Genomic DNA, 26525 nt, shown 5'->3' on the forward strand with positions numbered 1-26525 from the left:
TGATCAAACTCTTCAATTAAAAGTTCGATTTGCTTAAACAAGTTAAGCGATGCTCAAAAATTAACTTTCGTAATAATTCAACTAAATGAATTACTGCTTGGTCACTCTTTAAGACTTGATATTTTTTGCCACCGAGGTGGCTGATATCGTCTTGTGAGTGCCCACACAGATTGTCTGATAAATTGTTAAAGAGCATGCCGCAGTTCGCAAGGAATCTTATGCGGCGCGGGAGGCGTATATTACGTTTTCCCGCTGAAGAGTCAAGAGATTATTCATTCGAACTTTCATCTTTTTCTCTTCCTGTCCGAGCGACTTCTCAGTCGTTGTTCCCGGTCAGTGGAGGCGCATTATAGGGAGTTCTCAGAAGGCCGCAACCCCTAAAATACAAATAATTTTCCGACCGCTGATTCTTTCACCAAATGACGTTTAAAGCGGCAATTCCTGGATACTTCTGAAGCCATATGACTGTAAAACAGGCAGTAAACTTCGGGCCTCTATTGTCATCGCCATGCAGTAAGCAACACTCTCAATTTCTACATCGGCTTTTTTCTGCGGAATCGGCACATGTGACGTCTCAATGAGCCAGTGCGCGCGGCGTGCAATGGCAGAACCGGAATCGATCATGCGCGTGCCGTCGGGTAAGACCTGTGCGAGTTCTTCGCTAAGCAACGGGAAATGCGTGCAGCCTAACACCACCGTGTCAGGCGGCTCGCGCAAACGCAGCCACGGATGGAGGATTTTCTTCAACGCCGTCAGGGCAACCTCTTGGCCATGTAGCTTCGCTTCGGCCAGTTCAACCAGCTCCGCCGAACCCAGCATCAGAATCTGACAGTCTGTCGCAAACCGTGCGACCAGATCATGCGTATAAGGGCGTTGTACCGTCGCCCGCGTCGCCAGCAATCCGACAACGCCATTACGCGTCAACTTAGCTGCGGGTTTGATAGCGGGCACAACGCCGACGACCGGGCAGCTGAATTTGGCACGCAATGCAGGCAGGGAGACGGTGCTCGCGGTGTTACAGGCAATGACGATAATAGAGAGAGGATGACGTTTCGCGACCGCGGTGACAATCTCGACCACGCGTTCGACGATGAACTCTTCGGATTTCTCGCCGTAAGGGAAGGCGACGTTATCAAAAGCGTAGATATAGTGCAGGTCCGGCAACATCTGCCGGACCTCGTGATATACCGACAACCCGCCGACGCCGGAATCGAAAACCAGCACCGTCGGGCGATCAGGAACTTGAGTTGTATCAGAAGGTATAGCTTCCAGTGAGATAGTATTCACGTCCTGGTGTTTCGTAGCCATAAACCGTCTCGTAATCTTTATCTAAGAGGTTGGCAATTCTACCACGAACGGTCAGATGTGACGTCACAGGATATGACACCGCCAGATCCCACAGACTCACGCCACCGAGTCTCACATTCTCGTTGGTATTAAAGTTAGTGTCGTAGCGTTCACCCAGATACTGATAGTTGATAGACCAGTCAAAATCAGCCACCGTCCAGTCCAGCTGATATTTCGCCTGCTGTTTGGCACGACGCAGCAAGATTTCATTCGTCTCAGCATTTCTTGGGTCAAGATATTCAAGCGTCACACTGTGATGCAGAGGGCCGGTGTCGAAATTACCGGTCCATTCGACCCCTTTGATCGTTGCTTTATCAACGTTGTAATAGCCTTGCTGCTGATTGTAGTAACTGATCATCTGATCAATGTCATTACGGTACGCAGACAAACGCCAGCTAAGCGGGCCGGTTAAACCTTCCAGCGCCCCTTCCCACTCTTTACTTTCTTCGGGTTTCAGGTCCGGGTTACCGCCAAAGCTTCCGTAGAGTTGCCCAAAATTCGGTGCTTTGAAAGCGGTGCCATAGGATGCGATGAAGCGGTATCCGTCGATGAACTCCCAGGCAGCACTGCTTTGCCAGGTGCCATGCGAGCCAAACTCTGAGTTATCATCATTACGCACTGCCCCTTCGAGAGTGAAGTCGCTCACCTTCTGTTGGGCTGTGACATACACACCGGTATTTCGCTGGGTATAACCATCAGTAATGTAGTTGGTGCCTGGCTGGGTGCTGAGTTTTTGCCAGTCAGCCCCTGCGCTGACGGTGCCCTGCCCAACCTGGAATGTGTTTCCCCACTGCAGGTTGTACTGATCAGAATCATCAAGCGTGGCCGAGGCGGAATACGGGCCGTATTTCGGATCGTAGTTATAATCTTTGGTGTTGCTGTAACTGCCGCTGAGCTCAGTCGCGTAGATACCCTGCTGGAAACGTAACCCGGTGTCGTAAGTGCGGCTGTATAACTGACGCGTATCCGGCAATGCATCAAAATGGGCCGGATCGGCATAGCTGTAGGTGCCGTCATAAGCGGTTCTGTTATCAAAACCGTAAGCGCGGGCAAAACCACTGAACTGCTCATTGAACTGGTGCTCAAGCCCGGCCCAAATCGTTTTGCTCATGAAACCATCGCGGTCTGGCTGACGCGGATTGCCATAGTTATCCGGCAAGTTGGCGACCACGTCGGTGCCCCTGGTGTAGGTATAGTTACCCGCCAGTGTCAGAACCGTACTCTCACCCAGTTTCTGCTGAGTTGAGCCGTCATAGGTCTGATAGCCGTTAGATCCCATACCGGCTGTCAATGTCGTCCCTAATTTATCACGCGTGGTAATAATATTGATGACACCGCCGATGGCATCCGAACCGTACACGGCAGAACGCGGCCCGCGTATGAATTCAATACGCTGAACCAGCGAGAGGGGAATTTGGCTAATATCAGCCGCGCCAGAAATACCGGCCTGATTAAGACGCACACCGTCGATTAATACCAGGGTGTGGCTGGAGTTGGTACCACGAACGAATAAAGAGGTCTGCTGCCCCATACCGCCGTTTTGCGCGATATCCACACCTGGTAAACGCCGTAATACATCGGCGACGGAAGTTGACTGCCATCTGTCGATATCTTCACGCGTCACCACGTCAGCCGATGCCAGCACTGAAGAGACGGGTTGTGGAAAACGGTTAGCCGTGACGACCAGGTTATCGCTGCTGCTGTTTGTGGAAGTGCTGTCTTGCGCCCACCCTGAAAAAGCCGTGACGGATAATGCCGTCAACAGCACGTGCTTTTTAATTGTCATGAATTGAGCATCCAAACTTAATTGGCGGATGCCGCAGAGGATCACCGGCGTTATTTCGCGACGACGATGATTAATGCGACGTAACATCGGCAGGTCTTCGGACTTAGGATTTGCAGGCTCATTAATTACGTCTAATGAATTGAACATACCCGCACCGGGCGATGACTTCCCATTTCCTCTTCTCTTCTTTATATAAAGAGAGAAAGAAGAAACAGTGTCTGCATCATCAAGAATGCGATCGCCGTGAATTCCCCATACCGCTGCGCGCCAGTTCCGGATTCACACCGGATTCCCTTTTAACTCAGTCATGAGGCCGAACGGCAATCCTACGATCAACCTATTTGGAAATCCAGACATCCGTATCCCCGGAGGACTCAAAACGACACAAGGCTGGACTTTGCAGTGGCATTCCCTAAAATCCCCCGCAAAGTACGCCCATTTACCCCAGTTAGACGAGATAAACGATGACGCCTGAAAACCTGCCCATTGAACAATACGACGACCAGCTGGCGGAAAAGACCGCACGTCTCACGGCGATGATGTCGCCTTTTCATGCGCCGCAGGTTGACGTGTTCCGTTCACCGGTCAGCCATTATCGGATGCGCGCGGAATTTCGCGTCTGGCACGATGAGGGCGACCTGTACCACATTATGTTTGATCAGCAGACCAAAGCCCGCGTGCGCGTGGACCAGTTCCCGGCAGCCAGTGAGCTGATTAACCGCCTGATGCCGGTGCTGATCGCGGCTGTTAAGCAAGATCCGGCATTGCGCCGTAAGATCTTCCAGATCGACTATCTCTCAACCCGCAGCGGCAAAATCATTGCCTCGCTGCTTTACCACCGTAAGCTTGATGACGAATGGCAGCAGGCGGCGACCGCCCTGCGCGACCAGCTACGCGCAGATGGGTTTGATATCCAGCTGATTGGCCGAGCCGCGAAAACCAAAATCATGCTCGATCAGGATTATATCGATGAGGTTCTGCCGGTAGCGGGCCGCGATATGATTTACCGTCAGGTGGAAAACAGCTTCACGCAGCCAAACGCTGAGATGAATATTCAGATGCTGGAATGGGCGCTGAAGGCCACAGAAAACTCGACCGGCGATTTGCTGGAGTTGTATTGCGGTAACGGCAACTTTTCGCTGGCTCTGGCCCGCAACTTCCGCCGCGTGCTGGCGACTGAAATCGCCAAGCCTTCCGTCGCCGCCGCGCAATTCAACATTGCAGCAAACCATATTGATAACGTGCAGATCATCCGCATGGCGGCCGAAGATTTCACACAGGCGCTGAACGGCGTGCGTGAATTCCGTCGCTTGCAGGATGTCGATTTAAGCGGATACGAGTGCAACACCATTTTTGTCGATCCACCACGCAGCGGGCTGGATGATGAAACCGTGAAGATGGTGGCGGGCTACGACCGTATTCTTTACATCTCCTGCAATCCGGAAACGCTGTGCGCGAATCTGGAAACGCTGAGCAAAACGCACCGAGTGACGCGTCTCGCACTGTTTGATCAGTTCCCGTACACCCACCATATGGAATCCGGCGTACTGCTGGAAAAAATCTGATCACGAGAAACTGAAATGCAAAACGGGCACCTCGGCGTGCCCGTTTTTATTTCTGTCGTTCTAAGACCGTCAGTATTACAAATAGACGCGCAGATATTCTGACAGGCAAAGGATCGCCATCGCCTGCCCGTAAGGCATTGAGGTCAGAGCTATTTCACGGTAGAAATCGAGATCATTCCCCATCGCCGTGCCGAATGAGGTTTGCGTCAGTTCCCCGGCCGGATTGATGTGTTTGATCACTCCCTGAATGGCTTTCTCCGCCACCGGCGCATAAGACGCATCGATATAACGTTTACGCACCGCCTTCAAAATACCGTACGCAAAACCGGCAGTGGCCGAACTCTCCAGATAGGACTGCGGATCGTCGAGCAGCGTATGCCATAAGCCGCTGTCATCCTGACATTTCGCCAGCGCGCTGACCTGGCTTTCCAGCACCTGTAACAAATAGCGGCGTGTCGCGTTGTTCTCCGGTAAATCCACCAGTTCGAGGAATTCCGGAATGGCAATCGTCAGCCAGCTGTTGCCGCGCGCCCAGCGGGCCTGCGCAAAGTTATGATGACCGTCGAAGGTCCAGCCGTGGAACCACAGGCCGGTTTCACGATCCATCAGATATTGCACATGAACCAAAAACTGGTACGTCGCCTCTTCAACATACTCGGGACGGTCGAGCAATTTGCCGATTTTTGCCAGCGGCAGCACGCTCATCATCAGCGTGTCATCCCACATCTGCTGATAGTTTTCGTTGTTATAAACGATGTGCTGCATTGCGCCTTTGTCAGTGCGCGGCATTTCATGCATCACCCATTCCGCCCACCGTTCCAGATAAGGGCGCCAGGCTTCATTGCCGGTTTCCTCATAACGATACGCCAGCGTCAGGAACGGACTCATGGTATTGACGTTTTTGGTCGGCGTGCCTTCTGCCAGGCGGGCCGTAAACCAGTCGTCGATTACCGCGCGCATTTTTTCGTCGCCGGTCTGCTGATAATACTGATAAATCCCGTAAAGCCCGATGCCGTGCGTCCATTCCCAGCCTGCCCAGCCTTTGGTGTCAATCACGCGGCCATCGTCGAGGCGCAACAGGAATTCCCCGGTTTTATCTTCGATATTCACCAGATTGTTGGTCACGTTGTGGATCAGCGCTTTCAGTTCATTACGTGAAATGAAATGTTCAGGCTGTCGCAGCAAGGCACTGTGTTTAACTTCAAAAACTTTCATGGCGTTCTCCTGTGAATTCAAAATTTTACAAACGTCCCTGAACCGGCATTTCAGCGGTATTTTCACGGGTCAGCTTTTCAGGTGGCGGGTTATTGCGATGCAGATAACCGATATTGTTATTGCCCCACAGAGATTCGTATTTCATCCCTGTCAGCATTTCGACGGTGGCGCGGTCTTGCGGTGTGATTTGCTCCGGCACGATGCGGTTAGCTTCACGCATTTTGTGCGTTTCGCGGGTCAGTACGCCGTGCGTTTTCTGATTCAGGCGGAAGAACAATGAAATGATAAAGCCCATGCTGAGCATCAGCAGTGAACCGATCACCAGCACACCCAGAATGGTGTGGCCGACCGCAGGTACCTGCTGGCTCTGTCCGGAAACAAACCCGGCCAGTTGCAGAATTATCCCTACCAGCATAACGGCACCAGCCTGAGAGGCTTTGCGGGTCAGCGTCATGACGCCAGCGAAAATCCCTTCGCGGCGCTGGCCGGTGATGGTTTCATCCACGTCAGCGATATAGGTGTAGATATTCCACGGCACATAGTTGATACCGCCACGTCCCAGACCGGCCAGCGCGGAAATCAGCAACAACAGTGACATCGAATCATTCATACCGGCGTAGTACAGACCGCCGTAAGAAATTGCGGCCAGCCCGAACAGCGTCACAGCCAGACGATAAGACGGTGCAGGTCCGAAGCGGATACACAGCGGGATCATCCCGATAACCGCCACAAACTGCAGAATCGCCATCATGCCCATCAGGTTTGAGGCCACGGAGGCGCTTTGCATCAGAACGAACACCACGTAATAAGTGAACACGGCGTTAAACACGTCCTGCGCGATGTAACCCCCAAGATAAAGCCCGAGATGCTGGCGGAAAATCTTGATGCGCAGCGTCGAAGACAATTCGACTTTCAGGCGTTTCAGGCTTTGTCCCAGCGTCAGTTGCTGACGTTCGCGCTCGATTTTTTTCGTTGCTTCGGATTTAAGCTCTTCCGGGCGTTCCCAGGTAAAGAAATACACCAGCGTCAGCACCAGTGAACAAATCACCGCGAAGACCAGACTCGAATAGAAGAAAGAAATGGCGTTATCTTTGCCGAAATGCTGCAACAAAATACCCGGCAGGAAGGCGGCGAGGATGGCCGACAACTGTGCCAGCGCGATACGCGCCCCTGAGAATTTGGTTTTCTGTTTGAAATCATCGGTCATTTCCGGCACCAGTGTTTCATACGGCACCAGAATCATGGTGTAGACGATATCGAACAGCAGATAAGTCAGCAGATAATAGACGTATCCCATTTCGCCCACCCACATAAAGCTGTAGCTGAAGACGCAGGGAATACCGAGCAGAATAAAGAACTTACGACGCCCAAAACGCTTGCCGAGCCAGGTGTTGCCGAAGTTATCCGTGAGATAACCCATCAGCGGACTGAGCACCGCATCGGCCACGCGCGCGGTGGCGAAAATGAAAGTCGCCTGGATGGGCGAAAGCCCGCAAAACGTGGTGTAGAAATACAGCAGCCAGGCTGCGGTCAGTGCAGTGGTACCCGCACCGAGAAAATCGCCGGAACCATAAGCGATGTAGGTAAAGAATCCGATCTTACGTGTTTTCATTGCCGTCTTGCCCCTGTTAAATCACTTTTAGGCCTAGGCTGAATGCGAACGAAACGACTTCGTCCGGCCATGATTCAAATTAGCGAGGAGACAGTGTGAAAACCTTTTGGTTTTTGCCACCCGGATGCACTTTATGGCAAAGAAATGAAGAAGTAGGCGATCTACATCTAAATATTGAACATGGGTTTGATATTAATGAAATGACAGTTCATTAAATGATCCTGAAATTGTCAGGCGGGAAAGGGAATGACGCGAGGTGAAAGATAAAAAGGCAATCCGTGGATTGCCTTAAAAGACGGTGAAACTGTGGCGGTGTTTACGTCGATGACTTGCGCTTTTTCAGCTTCAGTCCAATCCAGAATACCAGTACAACGCAGATCAGCGACGGCAGAAAGTTTGAACCCAATTCAGGGTATTCCGCACGAACGATTGTGCTGTACAGCAGCAGGCCAAGAAGGAAACAGGCCGCGGACAGTACCGGCAACCCTTTTGGCATTTCACCTTTGTGATAGCGAACGTGCAAACAGTACACCGCTAACACCAGAGCAATAATCGGGAAAATCGAAAACGCGACGACGGCGCTAAACAATGCATCAAACGTGCCGCTGATCGACAGCCCGGCAATCAATGCTAAAACCAGAGTGCCATTATCCTGGTTAGCTTGTTCGGTCATCTTCTTTACCTCGGGTCTTATTAATCGACGTGACCGCCGTGCGTTCCTGCTGACGGCGATACCAGTAATATGCGCCTTTGGAAATCATTCGCAGTTGCAGCACCAGACGTTCTTCAAGCTGGCGGCGCTGTGCGAGGTCGACATCCAGCGCTTCCGCGCCGGCGTTAAACACGATGATGACCATGGCTTCAGCCTGCGCTTCGGTAAAACTGCGCGGCATATGGTTTTCGAGTTGCAGATAGTCGGCAAGTTCCGCAATGAAATGCTGAATTTCACGGGCGACGGCGGCACGAAACGCCGACGACGTCCCGGAACGTTCACGCAGTAACAGACGGAAGGCGTTCGGGTTGTTGCCGATAAACTCCATAAACGTGGAGACAGAGGTGCGGATCACGCTGCCGCCCTTGGCGATACGCTGACGCGCCTGACGCATCAGCTGTCGTAGCATCAGACCGCTCTCATCGACCATCGTGAGCCCCAGCTCATCCACATCCCGGAAGTGCCGGTAAAAGGACGTCGGTGCAATGCCTGCTTCACGCGAAACCTCGCGTAAACTCAGACTGGCAAAGCTACGCTCGGCGCTGAGCTGGCTAAAAGCCGCCTCAATCAGCGTGCGACGCGTACGCTCTTTTTGTTGTGCTCTGACTCCCATAACCTTCATCCGGATAGTGTTCTTCTTTTTAGTTGTTCGCCCGATTTCGTTTCACTATACCAAAATTTTTATCGGTCCGAGTCATAGAAACCACAGCATAAAGTGGGTCTGAATGTTGCAACATTCCCATTAAATGACAACCGCATGTGGGGTGAATAGGTGTAATATGTTACTTTCTCGTTGTGATTTTGTATAAAAATAGGTTTCGAACAATGCAACAGCACTCACATTTTGATGCCATCATCATTGGCTCAGGCCCTGGCGGAGAAGGCGCCGCGATGGGACTGGTTAAACAAGGCGCCAGAGTTGCTGTCATCGAACGCTATAACAACGTCGGTGGCGGTTGTACACACTGGGGCACCATCCCTTCCAAAGCACTGCGTCACGCCGTTAGCAGAATCATCGAATTTAACCAAAATCCGCTCTACAGCGATAATTCCCGCACAATGAGCTCCAGTTTCCCGGATATCTTGCGCCATGCGGATTCTGTCATTAACCAGCAAACCCTTATGCGCCAGGGTTTCTATGAAAGAAACCAGTGCCAGCTGTTTTCCGGCGACGCCAGTTTTGTCGATGCCAATACCATCAGCATCCGCTACGCCGACGGCACGCATGAACAGATTACCGCTGACAACATCGTCATCGCCTGTGGCTCGCGCCCTTACCGCCCGGCCAACGTCGATTTTGGTCATCCGCGCATTTATGACAGCGATTTAATCCTCGAACTCAGCCACGAGCCCCGCCACGTCATTATCTACGGTGCGGGTGTTATCGGCTGCGAATATGCGTCGATCTTCCGCGGTCTGAACGTCAAAGTGGATCTGATCAACACCCGTGATCGCCTGCTGTCATTCCTTGATCAGGAAATGTCAGACGCGCTTTCTTATCACTTCTGGAATAACGGCGTCGTTATCCGCCACAACGAAGAGTTCGAGAAGATTGAAGGCGTGGAAGATGGGGTGATCATGCACCTGAAATCCGGTAAGAAAGTGAAAGCCGACGCCCTGCTTTACGCTAACGGACGCACCGGCAACACCGACAAGCTCGGTCTGGAAAACATCGGTCTGGAAGCTGACAGTCGTGGTCTGCTGAAAGTGAACAGCATGTATCAGACCGCACTGTCGCATATTTATGCCGTCGGTGATGTGATTGGTTACCCAAGTCTGGCTTCCGCGGCTTACGATCAGGGGCGCATTGCCGCACAGGCGATGATCCAGGGCGAAGCCAAAGTACATCTGATCGAAAACATTCCGACCGGCATTTACACCATTCCGGAGATCAGTTCGGTGGGTAAAACCGAGCAGGAACTGACGTCGATGAAAGTGCCGTACGAAGTAGGCCGTGCACAGTTCAAACATCTGGCCCGTGCACAAATCGCCGGGATGAACGTGGGCAGCCTGAAATTACTGTTCCACCGTGAAACCAAGGAAATCCTTGGTATTCACTGTTTCGGTGAGCGTGCGGCTGAAATCATCCACATCGGACAGGCCATCATGGAACAGAAAGGCGAAGGTAATACTATCGAGTATTTCGTCAATACCACCTTCAACTATCCGACCATGGCAGAAGCCTATCGCGTGGCAGCACTTAACGGATTAAACCGCCTTTTTTAACGCGGCGGCGCTATCCCAGTAAGCCTGCATGTGCTCTTTAATGGCTTCGGCCAGCTGTTCGTAACGCCCGCGCAGTGGCGAACCGGGACGATAAACCAGCGCAATCGTACGGCGCGGTTCCGGTTTGTCACACGTCAGATAAGTCACCCCATCACGGCTGCGCTCACGCGGTACGGCCAGTGAAGGCAGCAGCGTAATCCCGCTTCCTGCCGCCACCATGTTTCGCAGAGTTTCCAGACTGGTGGCGCGGAAGTGGGTATCTTCATCGGCACCCGCCTGGAAGCAGAATCCGAGTGCCTGATCACGCAGACAGTGGCCGTCTTCCAGCATCAGCAATTTTTCACCCGCCAGATCGGCCATCGCCACGCGATCGCGGGATGCCCACGGATGATCGTCGTAGATCGCCAGCTTCATCGGCTCGTCAAACAGCGGCACTTCGATAAACGCTTCGCTCTCTTTTACCAGCGCCAGAATGGCACAATCGAGCTTCCCGCTGTCGAGTTGCGCCAGCAACTGATGGGTTTGCGCTTCGTGCAGGTACATCTCCAGCTTTGGAAAGGTTTTGTGCAGGGTAGGGATAATTTGCGGCAGCAGGTACGGCCCGACAGTCGGGATAAGACCGATGTGCATCGGCCCTGACATCGCTTCCCCCTGCTGACTCGCCATCTCTTTGAGCACTTTTACTTCACGCAAGACCGTGCGGGCCTGATCGACAAGTAATAAACCGGCCTGAGTGAACAGCACTTTACGGCTGGTTCTTTCCAGCAACATGACGCCAAGCTCATCTTCAAGCTTACGGATTTGCCCGCTCAGCGTAGGCTGACTGACGTGGCAGGAATCTGCGGCGCGGCGGAAGTGGCGGAACTCAGCCAGTGCTACCAGATACTCTAAATCACGAATGTTCATTTTTCCCCCAATCCCTCATAGGCAATGCGATAGCCGTTAACGATAGATAAGATAGCAACCAACGATTATATCTATCAACCACAATCGTTAATAATGCCCCCCATCGAAACGGCACCGCCGTAAAAATTATCCATTTCATAGATTAATTAAGAGGTTATTCATGTTTGCAAGCCAGGAAGGGAAGCAGGTTCCACACGTTACTTTTCATACCCGTCAGGGCGACAAATGGGTAGATCTCACCACTGACGAGCTGTTTAAAAATAAAACAGTGATTCTCTTTTCACTGCCGGGTGCCTTTACCCCGACCTGTTCATCCAGCCATCTGCCGCGTTACAACGAGCTGGCTCCGGTGTTCAAAAGCCACGGCGTAGACAGCATTCTGTGCGTTTCCGTGAATGACACCTTTGTGATGAACGCGTGGAAAGCGGAACAAAGCGCCGCCAACATTACCTTCATTCCGGACGGTAACGGTGAATTCACCAAAGGAATGAACATGCTGGTCGAGAAAGCCGATTTAGGTTTCGGTCCGCGTTCATGGCGTTATTCCATGCTGGTTCGTAACGGCGTGGTCGAGAAAATGTTCGTTGAGCCAAACAAACCGGGCGACCCGTTTGAAGTGTCTGATGCTGACACCATGCTGAAATACCTGGCACCAGAATATAAAGTGCAGGAATCCGTCTCCGTGTTCACTAAACCGGGCTGTCCGTTCTGTGCCAAAGCCAAACAGATGTTGCAGGAACGCGGTATTCAGTACGAAGAAATTGTATTAGGTAAAGACGCCACTACCGTCAGCCTGCGCGCCGTGACCGGCCGTGCGACAGTGCCGCAAGTCTTTATCGGTGGACGCCACATCGGGGGAAGTGACGACCTGGAGGTTTACCTCCATTCAGAAACTGAAGAAGTGTGTGCCGTGGCACAATAATTTTCGACAGCCATTGATTGTAAGAAGTAAGACAAGAAATCCCTGCATTACCAACAATAAGCAAGTATGACTACGTGAACTTTCGGCGGACCCTGGGTCCGCCTTTTTTTATTGCATCTTCCCTTCAGAAGGGAAGATGCTCAGGTTTACAAGCCCAAACGCGCTTTCGCATCAGCAATCGCCAGCGCGACCTGCTGCGGAGAAACACCGCCTTTGGCGGCACGTTTGTCGAGGCAGGATTGCAGTTCGAGAATGGCGTAAACGTCATCGCCGATCGTGCTGCTGAATTTCTGCAAATCTGCCAGCGGCAATTCTTCCAGCGCTTTGCCCTGATGAATCGCTTCGACGACCGCTTCACCCACAATATGGTGCGCCTCACGGAACGGAACGCCTTTGGCGACCAGATAATCCGCCAGTTCGGTGGAGTTGGCATAGCCTTGCTGCGCAGCTTCTTTGGCACGCGGGCGTTTCACCTGAATACCGTCCAGCACCAGCGATGCCATGTTCAGGCAATCCATCCAGGTGTCGAGCGCGTCGAACAGCCCTTCTTTATCTTCCTGCATGTCTTTGTTGTACGCCAGCGGCAGACCTTTCATGGTCATCATCATGCCGGTCAGCGCGCCTTGCACGCGGCCACATTTGCCACGGATCAGTTCCAGCGCGTCCGGGTTTTTCTTCTGCGGCATCAGGGAGGAACCCGACGTCACGCGGTCGGACAAATCGATAAACGCCGCTTCACCGGTGTTGAAGAAGATCAGGTCTTCGGCGAAACGGGAAAGATGCACCATGCTGATGGCCGCGTTAGAAAGCAGTTCCAGCACGTGGTCGCGGTCGGACACGCTGTCGAGGCTGTTACGGGTTGCTGATGCAAAACCTAACCAGCCAGCCAGTTGTTCGCGATCCATCGGATAGGCGGTACCCGCCAGTGCGCCACAACCCAGCGGGCTGACGTCCAGACGGGTCAGGGTATCTTTCAGGCGGCTTTCATCACGCGCCAGCATTTCCACGTACGCCATGCACCAGTGCGCAAAGGTCACCGGCTGGGCGCGTTGCAGGTGGGTATAACCCGGCATCACGGCGTCCTGATTGGCTTCTGCCGTGGCGACCAGCGCCTGCTGTAAATGATGCAGCGCCTCGCCCAGTTCAACCACCTGCGCTTTGCACCACAGTTTGATGTCGGTCGCGACCTGATCATTACGGCTGCGGCCGGTATGCAGTTTTTTGCCAAGATTACCGACTTTGTCGATCAGCTTCCCTTCGACCCAGCTGTGAATGTCTTCGGCATCGCTGGCTAAAATAGCGCGGGGATTGGCACGGACTTCTTCCAGCAGCACGGTCAGCGCGTCTTCCAGCTGGATCTGCTCGTCAGCCGTTAAAACGTTGACGGTCACCAGTGCTTTGGACCAGGCCACTGAGCCCACGATATCCTGCTCTGCCAGCCGGTAGTCAAAACGCAGTGAGTCATTCAGTTCTTTAAACCGTTGATCCGCTGCCTGTGTAAAACGTCCGCCCCAAAGTGCCATTTTCCTGCTCCTGAAATGTTATGCAAAAGGGCGCAGCATGCTGCGCCCTGTTATCAATCCGACAAACCCTGCGCTTATTGTTTTTTCTTTTCGTTCAAAGCACGAATGCGTGAAGACAGAGAGAACAGACGGATGAAGCCGCCCGCGTGGCTGTGATCGTACACTTCGTCTTCGCCGAAGGTCGCGAACTCTTCCGAATACATGCTGTTTGGCGATTGTTTCTGAATCGCTGTCGCAGTGCCTTTGTAGAGTTTGATCACCACTTCACCGTTAACGTCTTGCGCCAGGGAATCCGTGGCTGCCTGAATAGATTCACGCAGCGGTGCGAACCAGCGACCATCGTACACCACGTAGGACATTTCGTGGCCGAGCTGCTCACGCCATTTGAAGCTGTCGCGATCCAGCACCAGTTGCTCAACGCCACGCAGCGCAGCCATCATGATGGTGCCTCCTGGCGTTTCGTAGCAACCGCGGGATTTAATGCCCACCAGACGGTTTTCCACGATATCGATACGACCAATGCCGTGTTTCACGCCCAGTACGTTCAGCGCTTCAAGGCACTGGAACGGGCTCAGTTCGACGCCGTTAACGGCAACAACTTCACCTTTAGCCACTTTCACGGTCACCGTTTCAGCCTGATCCGGTGCGTCTTCCGGCGCAACAGTCCATGCCCAGCAATCTTTGTTTGCTGCATTCCACGGGCTTTCCAGCACGCCGCCTTCGGTGGAAATGTGCCATGCGTTTTCGTCACGGCTGTAGATTTTTTCGAGAGACGCGGTGGTCGGGATATTACGTTCTTTCAGGTAATCCAGCAGCGCTTCACGGGAACGTAAGTCCCACTCACGCCACGGAGCGACCACTTTCAGCTGTGGTGCCAGCGCGGTGTACGTCGTTTCGAAACGCACCTGGTCGTTACCTTTACCTGTCGCGCCGTGGCACAGGGCATCGGCACCCACTTTCAGCGCCAGTTCAACCTGAGCTTTAGCAATCAACGGACGTGCCATTGACGTCCCCAGCAGGTAGCTGCCTTCGTACAGTGCGCCGGATTTCAGCACCGGATACACGTAGTCTTTGATGAACTCTTCACGCAGGTCAACCACGTGGCATTCAGATGCACCGGTACGCAGCGCTTTTTGTTCGATGCCTTCCAGATCGGCACGTTCCTGACCGATATCAGCCACGAACGCGACCACTTCGCAGTCGCCATAGTTTTCTTTCAGCCATGGAATGATCGCTGAGGTGTCCAGACCGCCGGAGTAAGCCAGAACAATTTTCTTAATGCCTTGAGTTGCTGCCATGATGATTTCCTTCAAAAAATTCAATTAATCCAATGGGTTTTAAACGTGTCGATAGTGAACTACGCCAGAATGCGTGTTCCGATCGCGACGCCGTTAAACAGTGCCGGCAATTGCTCGGCGTGACGCCAGCTGGCGATATCAACCGGACGTCCGAGAGAACGTGCGGCGTCCAGCGCAGCGTGAACTTTGACGATCATGCCGTCGGTGATGATGCCCTGATCGATCAGCTGTTCAGCACGTTCCGCGCTCATTTCAGGAATACGCTGACCTTTGCCGTCGAGGATACCGCTGACGTCTGACAGCAGAATCAAATCTGCGCCCAGCGTGGCGGCCAGCGCCGTCGCCGCCTGATCGGCGTTGACGTTCATCAGCTCACCGGTTGCGGTGATGCCGATGGAGCTGACAATCGGCAGATAGCCTGCGTCGGTCAGCGTCGTGATTAGCGCCGGATTACCCGCTTCGGCTTTACCGACGAAGCCCAGAGATTCATCCAGCTGGGTCACGCTGACCGTACCGCCGTCGGCCAGAGACAGGCCGACCGCGTTAATGTGATTTTTGACCGCCCACGCCAGCAGCGTTTTGTTGGCGCTCCCGGCGAGTGCACCGGTAATAATATCAATCTGGTCGGCTGGCGTGACGCGCAGACCGGCCTTCTTTACCACCGGCAGATTCAGCTTTTTCATCAGCTCATCCACCAGGCAGCCGCCACCGTGGACGATGACCAGCGGGCGCTGATATTCCTGACGATAAGCGACGACCGCCATGAACAGACGCTCAAGCGCTTCTTCATTATCCAGCAACACACCACCCAATTTGATGACTAACGGATTCATAGCTGTTTACGCCCCGACCGGTTGATTATGTTAATTAATAACAATACGTTTAATTTAATCTAACATCCCTGCGCATCTGAATAAACGCTCAGGGACGGTTGTTTTCTGTTTACTGACAATCTAACTGATTGTTAAAGCAGTGATTGCGTCTCAGGGAAACCGAAACGGATATTCATACACTGCACCGCCTGCGCCGACGCGCCTTTCAGCACGTTGTCTTCCGTCGCCACCACAATCAGATGTTCACCTTTCACTGCAAAGCCAATGTCACAGAACGGCAATCCGACCACGTCTTTCAGCGCCGGAACGCCTTTGGTGTAAAGACGCACCAGCGGTTTATCGTGATACGCATTGTGGAAGGCTTCCGCCACGTCCTGCTCCGTCACACCCGCGTTCAGACGGCAGGTGATGGTCGCCAGAATACCGCGTGGGAAGTTACCCAGATGCGGAGTGAAAATGACCGGCACGCCGAGATGCTCTGCGATTTCAGGCTGATGACGGTGGCTGAAAAGTTTGTAAGGTTGCAGGCTGACTTCGCAGAAGCTGTTGCCGAGCGTGGCTTTACGGCCTGCGCCGCTGACGCCGCTGGTCGCGTTAATCACCGGCCACTGGCTGTCATTGAGCAAACCGTTTTCGATAAGTGGTTTCAGCGCCAGCTGTGACGCCGTCGGGTAACAACCCGGCACGGCAATCAGCTGCGCGTCTTTCAGTTTGTCTGCCTGCCATTCGGCCAGGCCGTACACGGCGCTGTCGAGCAAATCGAGGTGCTGATGCTCAAAGCCGTAGAATTCGGTGTAAAACTCAGGTTTGCTGACGCGAAAGGCACCGGACAGGTCAAACACCACACAACCGGCCGCCAGAAACTGCGGCGCCAGATCGTGGCTGACTTCATGCGCGGTCGCCAGAAACACGACATCGACACCTTTTGCCGCACCGGCAACATCCGTCAGCGGCAAAACAGGCAGATCGACAATACCTTTTAATTGAGGATGCAAATCAGAAAGCAATTTTCCTGCATCTGCACTTTGCGCTGAAACCGTTAAACCGGTTATGTTCATATGTGGGTGGCGATTCAGGTAAGCAGCGAGTTCAGCTCCGGCATAGCCTGTGGCACCAACAATCAGCGTATTCAACATAGGGTCTGTTCACCTTCTCAACTTATCTGTATGGCTTTGCGATACAGGGACTTCAACAGGTAACAGGTGGTCACCGCGTTGTACGCCGCTCACCCGCGAGATTCAGCCGTGTCGTTTTGACTAACGCGGAATTTTTTCCGGTTTCCTTACGCGCTGGCTTATTGTATTTTTATTCACAATTATTGCATGAATATGAATACTACCCTAACTAAAGGCTGTCAACAGTGAAGATGAAATTACCTCCTTTTATTGAGCTCTACCGGGCGTTAATCGCAACCCCTTCCATCAGCGCAACCGATGCGGCTTTGGACCAGAGCAATGAAACGCTAATCAACTTACTGGCAGGCTGGTTCGGCGATTTAGGCTTTAAGGTTGAAGTGCAACCTGTTCCGGGAACCCGAAACAAATTCAATATGTTAGCCAGCACTGGCGAAGGCGCTGGCGGTTTACTGCTGGCCGGTCATACCGACACCGTGCCGTTTGATGATGGCCGCTGGACGCGCGATCCTTTCACCCTGACCGAGCATGAAAATAAGCTCTACGGTTTGGGTACCGCCGATATGAAAGGTTTCTTCGCCTTTATCCTCGATTCACTGCGCGACGTCGATCTCACCAAACTGACTAAACCGCTGTATATCTTAGCGACCGCCGATGAAGAAACGACCATGGCCGGTGCGAGCTATTTTTCCCAAAATGCCAAAATCCGTCCTGACTGCGCCATCATCGGCGAACCGACGTCACTCAAGCCCGTTCGTGCGCACAAAGGGCATTTATCAAACGCCATTCGTATCACCGGCCAGTCCGGTCATTCCAGCGATCCGGCGCGCGGCGTGAACGCGATTGAACTGATGCATGAGTCGATTACCCATTTAATGACCCTGCGCAATACCCTGAAAACGCGTTACAACCACAGTGGTTTCGTGATCCCGTACCCGACCATGAATTTTGGTTACATCAACGGCGGCGATGCGCCAAACCGTATTTGCGCCTGCTGCGAAATGCATATGGATATCCGTCCGTTACCCGGCCTGACGCTGTCCGAAATCAACGGCCTGCTAAATGAGGCGCTGGAGCCGGTGAGTCAGCGTTGGCCCGGCCGTCTGGTGGTTGAGGAACTGCATCCGCCGATCCCGGGATATGAATGCCCGCCGGATCATCCGCTGGTGCAGGTGGTTGAGAAGTTGCTGGGCGTGGAAACCGAAATCGTTAACTACTGCACGGAAGCTCCCTTTATTCAGGAGTTGTGCCCGACGCTGGTGCTGGGTCCGGGTTCAATCGATCAGGCACATCAGCCAGATGAATATATCGATACCGCGTTCATTAAACCGACACGCGAGTTGATCACTCAGGTTGTGCATCACTTCTGTTATCACTGATCCTGAATCAGGGTTGATGAACAAACAATCAGGGCGCTCAGGGGCGCCCTTTGCTACTGTACAAATCAGGTCAGCAAACGTGGATTAGCCAAACTGATATCGTCGCTGATGTAATTAAATTTCAGCGACATTGCCAAAAAGACCATTTTTCACGTGAGTGATCGGGGGTTTTTGGGTTAAAACAAGTGCTGCTTTTAAAAAGTGTGGCCAGGTTGGCAGGGTGAACGGGGCAAGAATGCCTGACGGGTGAAAGTTATTTACAGAATATAAAAATTAAACGAGAGAACGGGTCAGAGGTGATATGAACGAACAATATTCCGCAATGCGAAGTAATGTCAGTACGTTAGGTAAACTGCTGGGCGATACGATCAAAGATACGTTGGGAGAACATATCCTCGATCGCGTTGAGCAAATCCGTAAACTGTCGAAATCCTCCCGCGCCGGAAACGAAGCGGATCGTCAGGAATTACTGTCAACGCTGCAAAATCTTTCTAATGATGAATTGTTACCGGTTGCCCGCGCATTCAGTCAGTTCCTGAATTTAGCCAACGTGGCAGAGCAATATCACAGCATTTCGCCGCACGGCGAAGCCGCCAGTAATCCTGAAGCGCTGGCGCTGTTGTTCGATCGTCTGAAATCAAAGAATCTCTCTGACCAGCAATTACGCGATGCCGTTGACCAGCTTTCTATTGAACTGGTTCTGACCGCGCACCCGACCGAAATCGCCCGCCGTACGCTGATCCACAAACTGGTCGAAGTGAATAACTGCCTCAAACAGCTCGACCACAACGATCTGGCCGATTACGAACGTAAACAAATTATGCGCCGCCTGCGTCAGCTGATTGCGCAGTCATGGCACACCGACGAAATCCGCAAGAACCGCCCTTCTCCGGTTGATGAAGCGAAATGGGGTTTTGCAGTGGTCGAAAACAGCCTGTGGGAAGGCGTTCCGGCGTTCCTGCGCGAGCTGAACGAACAGCTGGAAACCTCACTGGATTATAAAATGCCGGTGGAAGCCGTGCCGGTGCGTTTCACTTCCTGGATGGGGGGTGACCGCGACGGTAATCCGAACGTCACCGCCGATATCACCCGCCACGTTCTGCTGCTGAGCCGCTGGAAAGCCACCGACCTGTTCCTGCGCGACATCGCAGTGCTGGTGTCGGAACTGTCGATGACCGAATGTACGCCAGAGCTGCGCGAGTTGGCCGGCGGTAAAGACATCATTGAGCCGTACCGTGAAATCATGAAGCAGTTGCGCACGCAGCTGACCTCAACTCAGGTCTATCTGGAAGCACGCCTGAAAGGCGAACGTGTCACGCGTCCGCACGATTTACTGGTGAAAAACGACCAGCTGTGGGCGCCGCTGTACGCCTGCTATCAGTCGCTGCAGGCCTGCAACATGGGCATTATCGCTAACGGTCAGTTGCTGGACACCCTGCGCCGCGTGCGCTGCTTCGGCGTACCGTTAGTGCGTATCGACGTGCGTCAGGAAAGTACACGTCATACCGATGCGATTGCCGAAATTACCCGTTATCTGGGGCTCGGCGATTACGAGAGCTGGTCGGAGTCTGACAAACAGGCTTTCCTGATCCGCGAACTGAATTCGCAGCGCCCGCTGGTCCCGCGTCACTGGGAACCGAGCGCCGATACCAAAGAAGTGCTGGATACCTGTCAGGTCATCGCCGAAGCGCCGGAAGGCTCGATTGCGGCGTATGTCATCTCAATGGCGCGCACGCCGTCTGACGTGCTGGCGGTGCATCTGCTGCTGAAAGAAGCCGGTTGCCCGTTCCCGATGCCTGTCGCGCCGCTGTTCGAAACGCTCGACGACCTGAATAACGCCGACGACGTGATGAAGCAGTTGCTGAGCATCGACTGGTATCGCGGTTTCATTCAGGGCAAACAGATGGTGATGATTGGCTATTCCGACTCCGCAAAAGACGCGGGCGTGATGGCGGCATCATGGGCGCAATACCGCGCGCAGGATGCACTGATCAAAACCTGCGAAAAAGCCGGTATCGCACTGACCCTGTTCCACGGACGCGGCGGTTCTATCGGCCGTGGCGGTGCACCGGCACAGGCAGCGTTGCTGTCTCAGCCTCCGGGCAGCCTGAAAGGCGGCCTGCGCGTGACCGAACAAGGCGAAATGATCCGCTTCAAATTCGGTTTGCCAGAAGTCACCATCAGCAGCCTGGCGCTTTATACCTCTGCGATCCTGGAAGCCAACCTGTTGCCACCGCCTGAGCCGAAACAAGCCTGGGTGGATATCATGGAGCAACTGTCTGACGTCTCCTGCAAGATGTACCGCGGTTACGTGCGTGAGAACAAAGACTTCGTGCCTTACTTCCGCGCCGCCACACCTGAGCAGGAACTGGCGAAACTGCCACTGGGTTCACGCCCGGCGAAACGTAAAGCCAGCGGCGGCGTTGAAAGCCTGCGTGCCATTCCGTGGATCTTCGCCTGGACGCAAAACCGTCTGATGCTGCCAGCCTGGCTGGGCGCTGGTGCCGGTTTACAGGCCGTGGTGGATGGCGGGAAACGTGATGAGCTGGAAACCATGTGCCGCGACTGGCCGTTCTTCTCCACCCGTATCGGGATGCTGGAAATGGTGTTTGCGAAAGCTGACCTGTGGCTGGCCGAATACTACGATCACCGCCTGGTGGAAAAAGAGTTGTGGCCGCTCGGTCAGCAATTGCGTGATCAGTTAGCCAGCGACATCAAAGTGATTCTGGCGATTTCCAACGACGATCATCTGATGGAAGATTTGCCGTGGATTGCCGAATCTATAGCCCTGCGTAACGTCTATACCGATCCGCTGAACGTGCTGCAGGCTGAACTGCTGCACCGTTCCCGCGAGCTGGAAAAAGACGGCAAACAGGATGCGAACATCGAACAGGCATTGATGGTGACAATTGCCGGCGTGGCCGCAGGTATGCGTAATACCGGTTAGTGGCTGCTAAAAGCAGGAAAGCAAAAACCCGCGAATTCGCGGGTTTTTTGTATTCAGTTCCGGGTAAAAAGATTAAGCGCGAACCGGTACGGCCACTTCAGGGCGCACACCCAGCGTATGACAAATCGCGTAACTCATTTCTGCACGGTTCAGGGTATAGAAGTGGAAGTCTTTCACCCCTTCGCGGCTGAGGATTTTTACCATGTCCATCGCGATATTCGCGCCGACCATTTTGCGGGTTTCGGCATCGTCATCCAGCCCTTCAAACATGCTGTTCATCCAGTGAGGCACGCGCACGTTGGTCATGGTGGCAAAGCGGGTCAGCTGTTTGAAGTTGGAAACCGGCAGGATCCCCGGCACGATCTCCACATCAATGCCCTGCCCGGCGCAGCGGTCGCGAAAACGCAGGTAGCTTTCCACGTCGAAAAAGAACTGGGTAATGGCGCGGTTTGCACCGGCGTCAATTTTACGTTTCAGGTTAATCAGATCAGACTGCGCGTTTTTGGCTTCGGGATGCACTTCCGGATAAGCCGCCACGGAGATATCAAAGTCGCCGACTTCTTTCAGCAAATGCACCAGATCGGTCGCGTACATGTCCGGCTTGCCGCCGCCAGCAGGTAAATCCCCGCGCAGCGCCACAATATGGCGGATACCGCTCTGCCAGTAATCCTGCGCAATCTGGCGCAGTTCATCACGGCTGGCATCAATACAGGTCAGGTGCGGCGCCGCTTCCAGACCGGTGCGTTCTTTAATGCCTTTGATGATGCTGTGCGTGCGGTCGCGCTCACCGGAGTTTGCCCCGTAAGTCACCGAAACGAACTTCGGTTTGAGGCTGCTCAGGCGGTCAATTGAGCTCCACAACGTGTCTTCCATCTCGCTGGTTCGTGGCGGGAAAAATTCGAAAGAGACGTTAATCTGACCCTGCAACTCTGCCAGGTTTTGATTCAGCGCTTCGCGCTGGTTTGCGTGGAAAAAGCTCATAAACACTACCTCATGGATCACTGCGTTTTTATTATGGTTCGTTATGATAGACGTTTGGACGTCTAAACGTATAGATAGAAAATGACGGAAAGCGGACAAGGTGTCAACGTTAAAATGATGGCAGAGGATGATTAATCTTCACGCAAACTGAAAGAATTTCACTTTGGTGAAAAGGTGCTGTGGGGAAGATGAGGAAAAGTAGAGGTTTTTCACTGCTTCCCCTCCCGGGAGGGGAAGCAGCAAAGGATTACAGAAGTTGCGTCAGGCGGTTAAGGTCTGACTGTAACGCACCTGCGGTAACATCACGCCCGGCACCCGGCCCGCGGATGACCAGAGGGTTGTCGCGATACCAGCGGCTTTCGATGGCAAAGACGTTATCGCACGGTAGCAGAGACGCCAGCGGATGGTCTTCACGCACGGCTTCAACGCCGACGCGTGCTTTGCCGTTAGCATCGAAACGCGCCACGTAGCGCAGCACCAGCCCCATTTCACGGGCAGCTTCCAGACGCTGCAACATCTGCTGATTCAGCGCCTCGCCATCTTCAAAGAACTGATCGACCGAGTCGGTGGCACAGTCTGCCGGGACCAGAGATTCAACGCGAACCTGCGTCGGCTCGATGTCATATCCCGCCTCACGCGCCAGAATCACCAGCTTGCGCATGACGTCCTGCCCGGATAAATCATCGCGCGGATCCGGCTCGGTCAGCCCCTGCTGCCACGCCAAATCCACCAGTTCAGTGAAAGGCAACGTGCCGTCAAATTGCAGGAACAACCAGGATAACGTGCCGGAGAAAATGCCGCTGATCGCCAGAATACTGTCGCCGCTTTCGCGTAAATCACGCACCGTATGGTTGACCGGTAAACCCGCGCCGACGGTGGCGTTGTACAACCAATGGCTGTCGGTTTTGGAAAACGCATCACGGATCTGACGGTATTTATTGCTGTCAGACGCACCCGCCAGCTTATTGGCGCTGATCACGTGGAAACCGTAGCTGGCGAAATCGAGATACTGATCCGCCAGTTCAGCGCTGGCTGTCACATCCAGCACCACCAGATCGTCATAAGGGTGCGCACGCATCCACAGGAACAGCGACTCTTCGTCGTGTGCCTGAGATTCATCATCAAAGAAGGCCAGCGCGCGACTGGCGTCAAGACCTTCGTAATTGAGCAGGCTGCGTTTACTGTCCACCACACCGGCCAGCACAAATTCAAAACCGCTGCGCGCAGAAATGTTCTTTTGCTCACGGGCAAACAGCTCCAGCCAGCGTGAGCCGATATTGCCTTTACCAAACAGCATCAGACCGATTTGTTTTTCAGCGCGGAACAGCGTTTTGTGCAGCCCCTGAATCAGGTGCGCCGTCGGACCGACGCGCAGAACAGCCACCAGGCTGATGCCGTCTTCGGCCTGCCAGATAAATTCGACCGGCTGATCTTTCATTTCCTGATAGAAACGATGGCTGTGCAGCGGATTTTTACACACGCCCGCACCGACCAGCGCCACCAGCGCCAGCCCTTCCCGCAGCGTCAGACGCCCCGGAAGTGCCGCCTCTTCCAGCACCTGCAATGCACTGCCCGCCACTTCGGAGGTGTAGCACAGTTGCAGTAAATTACGGTCGGGATGCACACCGGTACACAGTGGCTTGACCTGCGCACGCTTGAGCAACAGCTCGACGTCTTTGTGCGCCAGACCAAAATCATGACCGGAAGGGATCGCTACTTCGATAAGGCAAATATCATCATGGCTGGTGACAATCTTCGCGCCGGTGCCGGACGCCAGCACGCGTTCAATACGCGTTGAGCCCTGCTCAGGCTGGTAGCTGCAACGCAGCTGCAAATCGATATCACTGCCGGAAACGGGCTGCAAAGTGCGGGTATGGAGTACCGGAGCGGCCAGTCGCGCCAGTTCGCTGGCTTCGTCCAGACGCAGCAACGGCAGCAGACAGGCATCTTTGACCTTACGCGGGTCAGCACTGTACACACCGGCGACGTCACTCCAGATGGTCACGCGGCTGGCATCGGCCAGTGCACCGATTTGTGTGGCGGAATAGTCGCTGCCGTTACGGCCAAGCAGCACGGTTTCCCCCGCGTCATTACGCGAGATAAAACCGGTGACCACCAGATATTGCTGAGGATGTTGTGCAAGAAGCTGTTGCAGCAGCGGATAAGAACGGCCTTCATCCACCTGCGGTTGCGCGGCGCGTTCGGCACGCAGGAATTCGCGCGCGTCCAGCCAGGCTGCCGGTAATTCGAGTTTGCACAAGACCGCAGACATCAGTCGGGCAGACCAGATTTCACCGTGGCCGACCACTTCGGCATAAATCGCATCGGTGATCTTGCCGTCGAGCAGCACGGCCAGACGTTCGAGATCGTGAATAAATGAAGCAATAAGCGGCTCGGCCATTTCCGGCGGCAGCAGGCCGGAAATCAAATCACTCTGATAACGGCGCAACGTCTGCTGGACCTGATGCGCGGAAATCCTGTCGGTCTGGCTAAGCTTCAGCCAGCTGATCAGCTGGTTAGTGGTGCTGCCCGCCGCCGAGACAACCATCATGTCGCCCGGTTTGGCGTATTCGGCCATAATGCCTGCGACGCGCAGATAACATTTCACGTCGGCCAGACTGCTGCCACCAAATTTGTGCAACTGCCGGCTTCCCGCCGGTGCTGCGACCGCTATTGCATTCATACTTACCTCGTTGCCACTGACTGGAATGCATGTTCCAGATCAGCAATCAAATCTTCACTGTCTTCAAGACCTACAGAAATTCGGAGCAAGCTGTCAGAAATCCCGGCGGCTTTACGCGCTTCGGGCGCCATACCCGCGTGCGTCATGGTTGCGGTATGAGAAATCAGGCTTTCGACACCTCCCAAGGATTCTGCGAGGGTAAATAACTTCAATTCTTTCAGGAAATGACGCAGCTGCGCCTCATCACCGTTAAATTCAAAACTGATCATGGCACCAAAACCGCGTTGCTGGCGGCGGGCAATATCATGCCCCTGGTTTTCCGGCAGCGACGGATGATACAGCTTTTTGACCTGCGTTTGCTTCTGTAAATAGGCAACAATCGCCAGCGCATTTTCCTGCTGCTGCTTCACGCGCACCGTTAAAGTACGCAGGCCACGCAACAACAGATAACTGTCGAAGGCCGCTGCCGTCACGCCGATGTTATTCGCCCACCAGGCCAGTTCAGTCGCATGTTCAGCGGTCTTAGATATTACCGTACCGGCGACCACATCAGAATGCCCGTTAAGATATTTAGTACAAGAATGGACGACTAAATCCGCGCCAAGCTGCAACGGGTTCTGCAACGCCGGGCTGAGGAAGGTGTTATCCACCACCGTTAACGCACCCGCTGCGTGCGAGGCGGCGCAAATAGCCTCGATATCCACCACACGCAACAGCGGATTGCTTGGCGATTCGATCAGCACCAGCGCCGGTTTTTCCTTCAGCGCGTCAGCCAGCGCCTGCGGATCGCCCTGATCGACAAACAGCACGCGATACGCGCCGCGCTTGCTCAGGCTGTCAAACAAACGGTAGCTGCCGCCGTAACAATCGTGCGGGGCCAGCAGTAAATCGCCGGGTTTCAAAAAGACCGTACACACCAGATGAATCGCAGACATGCCACTGCTGGTCAGTACCGCGCCCGCACCGCCTTCCAGATCGGCCAGCGCACGCTGCGCAATATCACGCGTCGGATTACCGCGGCGTGAATAATCGTGGGCCCTTGGCTGATTGAAATCTTCAAAGTTGTAGGTGCTGGAAAGCGAGATTGGCGGAACTACACAACCATATTGCTGATCATTGTTCAGGCCACTGCCCACGGCAATGGTGGCTTGCTTGTGCGTCATAGTCTTTTTCTTCCTGCGATGTGCGAAGGGTGAGATGACAAAGAGTAACGCCCGGAGTTATAGACGTCAATACATCTGGACATCTAAACTTCTTTGCGTATAGATTGAGCAACAGAGCAATACCCGCTAAAATTATGGCGTTATGCGAATGTCTGGCCGATCCCGGACGCACAGGTAACCGGTCACGGCCCTGCGTCAGGCGACAAAATGAAGAATGCCACGGGGAAAATCGTGAGATAACCCTGTTAAATACGGACATTTATTTAGTGAGAACAGTGAAAATCGGGCATAATC

At 53.7% G+C, this 26525-nt stretch carries 19 protein-coding genes and 1 riboswitch; of the genes, 5 read left to right on the top strand and 14 right to left on the bottom strand.

Translation table 11 applies throughout. The features are described 5' to 3' along the window. Positions 1 to 426: 426 nt before the first annotated feature. Both murI and btuB read right to left on the bottom strand, forming a co-directional pair. Positions 427 to 1308 (bottom strand): glutamate racemase, encoded by an 882-nt coding sequence (murI, locus tag J1779_RS05125; protein ID WP_056774671.1) that lies wholly within the window; start codon positions 1306 to 1308, stop codon positions 427 to 429. Next, complete coding sequence (gene btuB / locus J1779_RS05130) at positions 1253 to 3133, bottom strand: TonB-dependent vitamin B12 receptor BtuB (RefSeq protein ID WP_056774685.1); 1881 nt, start codon at positions 3131 to 3133, stop codon at positions 1253 to 1255. The genes murI and btuB overlap by 56 nt, the downstream gene beginning before the upstream one ends. Before the next feature lie 71 nt (positions 3134 to 3204). Then, positions 3205 to 3466, bottom strand: a riboswitch (cobalamin riboswitch). 131 nt (positions 3467 to 3597) lie between these two features. On the opposite strand from btuB, the gene trmA reads away from it, so the two are divergent. After that, positions 3598 to 4698 carry a tRNA (uridine(54)-C5)-methyltransferase TrmA gene (gene trmA, locus J1779_RS05135; protein ID WP_217203025.1) on the top strand — a complete coding sequence of 367 codons (1101 nt, stop codon included), beginning with the start codon at positions 3598 to 3600 and terminating at the stop codon, positions 4696 to 4698. 75 nt (positions 4699 to 4773) lie between these two features. On the opposite strand, the gene bglB is transcribed toward trmA, so the two are convergent. The 4 genes from bglB to fabR form a co-directional block, all read right to left on the bottom strand. Further along, a complete protein-coding gene (gene bglB / locus J1779_RS05140) occupies positions 4774 to 5913 on the bottom strand; it encodes a beta-galactosidase BglB (protein WP_217203026.1) in 1140 nt (379 codons plus the stop codon). 25 nt (positions 5914 to 5938) lie between these two features. Then, positions 5939 to 7525, bottom strand: a complete 1587-nt coding sequence (locus J1779_RS05145; RefSeq protein WP_056774658.1) for an MFS transporter — start codon at positions 7523 to 7525, stop codon at positions 5939 to 5941. A gap of 316 nt (positions 7526 to 7841) precedes the next feature. After that, entirely contained in the window at positions 7842 to 8198 is a 357-nt protein-coding gene (locus J1779_RS05150) for a YijD family membrane protein (RefSeq protein ID WP_056774653.1), read from the bottom strand. Next, positions 8182 to 8850: an HTH-type transcriptional repressor FabR gene (gene fabR, locus J1779_RS05155; protein WP_056774650.1), complete on the bottom strand. Its 669-nt coding sequence runs from the start codon at positions 8848 to 8850 to the stop codon at positions 8182 to 8184. Before fabR ends, J1779_RS05150 begins: the two co-directional genes overlap by 17 nt. A gap of 212 nt (positions 8851 to 9062) precedes the next feature. Here fabR and sthA point away from each other — a divergent pair, with 212 nt between their 5' ends. Continuing rightward, positions 9063 to 10463, top strand: a complete 1401-nt coding sequence (gene sthA, locus J1779_RS05160; protein WP_217203027.1) for a Si-specific NAD(P)(+) transhydrogenase — start codon at positions 9063 to 9065, stop codon at positions 10461 to 10463. On the opposite strand, the gene oxyR is transcribed toward sthA, so the two are convergent. Beyond that, a complete protein-coding gene (oxyR, locus tag J1779_RS05165; protein ID WP_056774641.1) occupies positions 10446 to 11369 on the bottom strand; it encodes a DNA-binding transcriptional regulator OxyR in 924 nt (307 codons plus the stop codon). The two genes, sthA and oxyR, sit on opposite strands and share 18 nt — an antisense overlap. 160 nt (positions 11370 to 11529) lie before the next feature. Here oxyR and J1779_RS05170 point away from each other — a divergent pair, with 160 nt between their 5' ends. Beyond that, on the top strand, positions 11530 to 12291 hold the full coding sequence (locus J1779_RS05170) for a glutathione peroxidase (protein WP_056774638.1): 762 nt from the start codon (positions 11530 to 11532) through the stop codon (positions 12289 to 12291). A gap of 146 nt (positions 12292 to 12437) precedes the next feature. On the opposite strand, the gene argH is transcribed toward J1779_RS05170, so the two are convergent. From argH to argC, 4 genes are all read right to left on the bottom strand, one after another. Beyond that, positions 12438 to 13814, bottom strand: a complete 1377-nt coding sequence (gene argH / locus J1779_RS05175; protein WP_056774633.1) for an argininosuccinate lyase — start codon at positions 13812 to 13814, stop codon at positions 12438 to 12440. 74 nt (positions 13815 to 13888) lie between these two features. Further along, positions 13889 to 15112 (bottom strand): argininosuccinate synthase, encoded by a 1224-nt coding sequence (locus J1779_RS05180; RefSeq protein ID WP_056774630.1) that lies wholly within the window; start codon positions 15110 to 15112, stop codon positions 13889 to 13891. Positions 15113 to 15171: 59 nt separating this feature from the next. Next, a complete protein-coding gene (gene argB / locus J1779_RS05185; RefSeq protein WP_056774627.1) occupies positions 15172 to 15945 on the bottom strand; it encodes an acetylglutamate kinase in 774 nt (257 codons plus the stop codon). Positions 15946 to 16076: 131 nt separating this feature from the next. Beyond that, complete coding sequence (gene argC / locus J1779_RS05190) at positions 16077 to 17081, bottom strand: N-acetyl-gamma-glutamyl-phosphate reductase (RefSeq protein ID WP_056774624.1); 1005 nt, start codon at positions 17079 to 17081, stop codon at positions 16077 to 16079. Between the two features lie 224 nt (positions 17082 to 17305). Here argC and argE point away from each other — a divergent pair, with 224 nt between their 5' ends. Beyond that, positions 17306 to 18457 (top strand): acetylornithine deacetylase, encoded by a 1152-nt coding sequence (gene argE / locus J1779_RS05195; protein WP_122097075.1) that lies wholly within the window; start codon positions 17306 to 17308, stop codon positions 18455 to 18457. A gap of 301 nt (positions 18458 to 18758) precedes the next feature. Further along, positions 18759 to 21404: a phosphoenolpyruvate carboxylase gene (gene ppc, locus J1779_RS05200; protein ID WP_056774619.1), complete on the top strand. Its 2646-nt coding sequence runs from the start codon at positions 18759 to 18761 to the stop codon at positions 21402 to 21404. Between the two features lie 72 nt (positions 21405 to 21476). Here ppc and metF read toward each other — a convergent pair whose 3' ends face one another. The 3 genes from metF to metB all read right to left on the bottom strand — a co-directional run bounded on the left by metF (position 21477) and on the right by metB (position 26231). After that, positions 21477 to 22385: a methylenetetrahydrofolate reductase gene (gene metF, locus J1779_RS05205; RefSeq protein WP_056774615.1), complete on the bottom strand. Its 909-nt coding sequence runs from the start codon at positions 22383 to 22385 to the stop codon at positions 21477 to 21479. 247 nt (positions 22386 to 22632) lie between these two features. Further along, positions 22633 to 25068, bottom strand: coding sequence for a bifunctional aspartate kinase/homoserine dehydrogenase II (locus J1779_RS05210; protein ID WP_217203028.1), 2436 nt, complete (start codon positions 25066 to 25068; stop codon positions 22633 to 22635). A 2-nt stretch (positions 25069 to 25070) separates the two neighbouring features. Next, positions 25071 to 26231 (bottom strand): cystathionine gamma-synthase, encoded by a 1161-nt coding sequence (gene metB / locus J1779_RS05215; protein ID WP_217203029.1) that lies wholly within the window; start codon positions 26229 to 26231, stop codon positions 25071 to 25073. Between the last annotated feature and the right edge of the window lie 294 nt (positions 26232 to 26525).

This window comes from Rahnella rivi (assembly GCF_019049655.1).
Classification (GTDB): domain Bacteria; phylum Pseudomonadota; class Gammaproteobacteria; order Enterobacterales; family Enterobacteriaceae; genus Rahnella; species Rahnella rivi.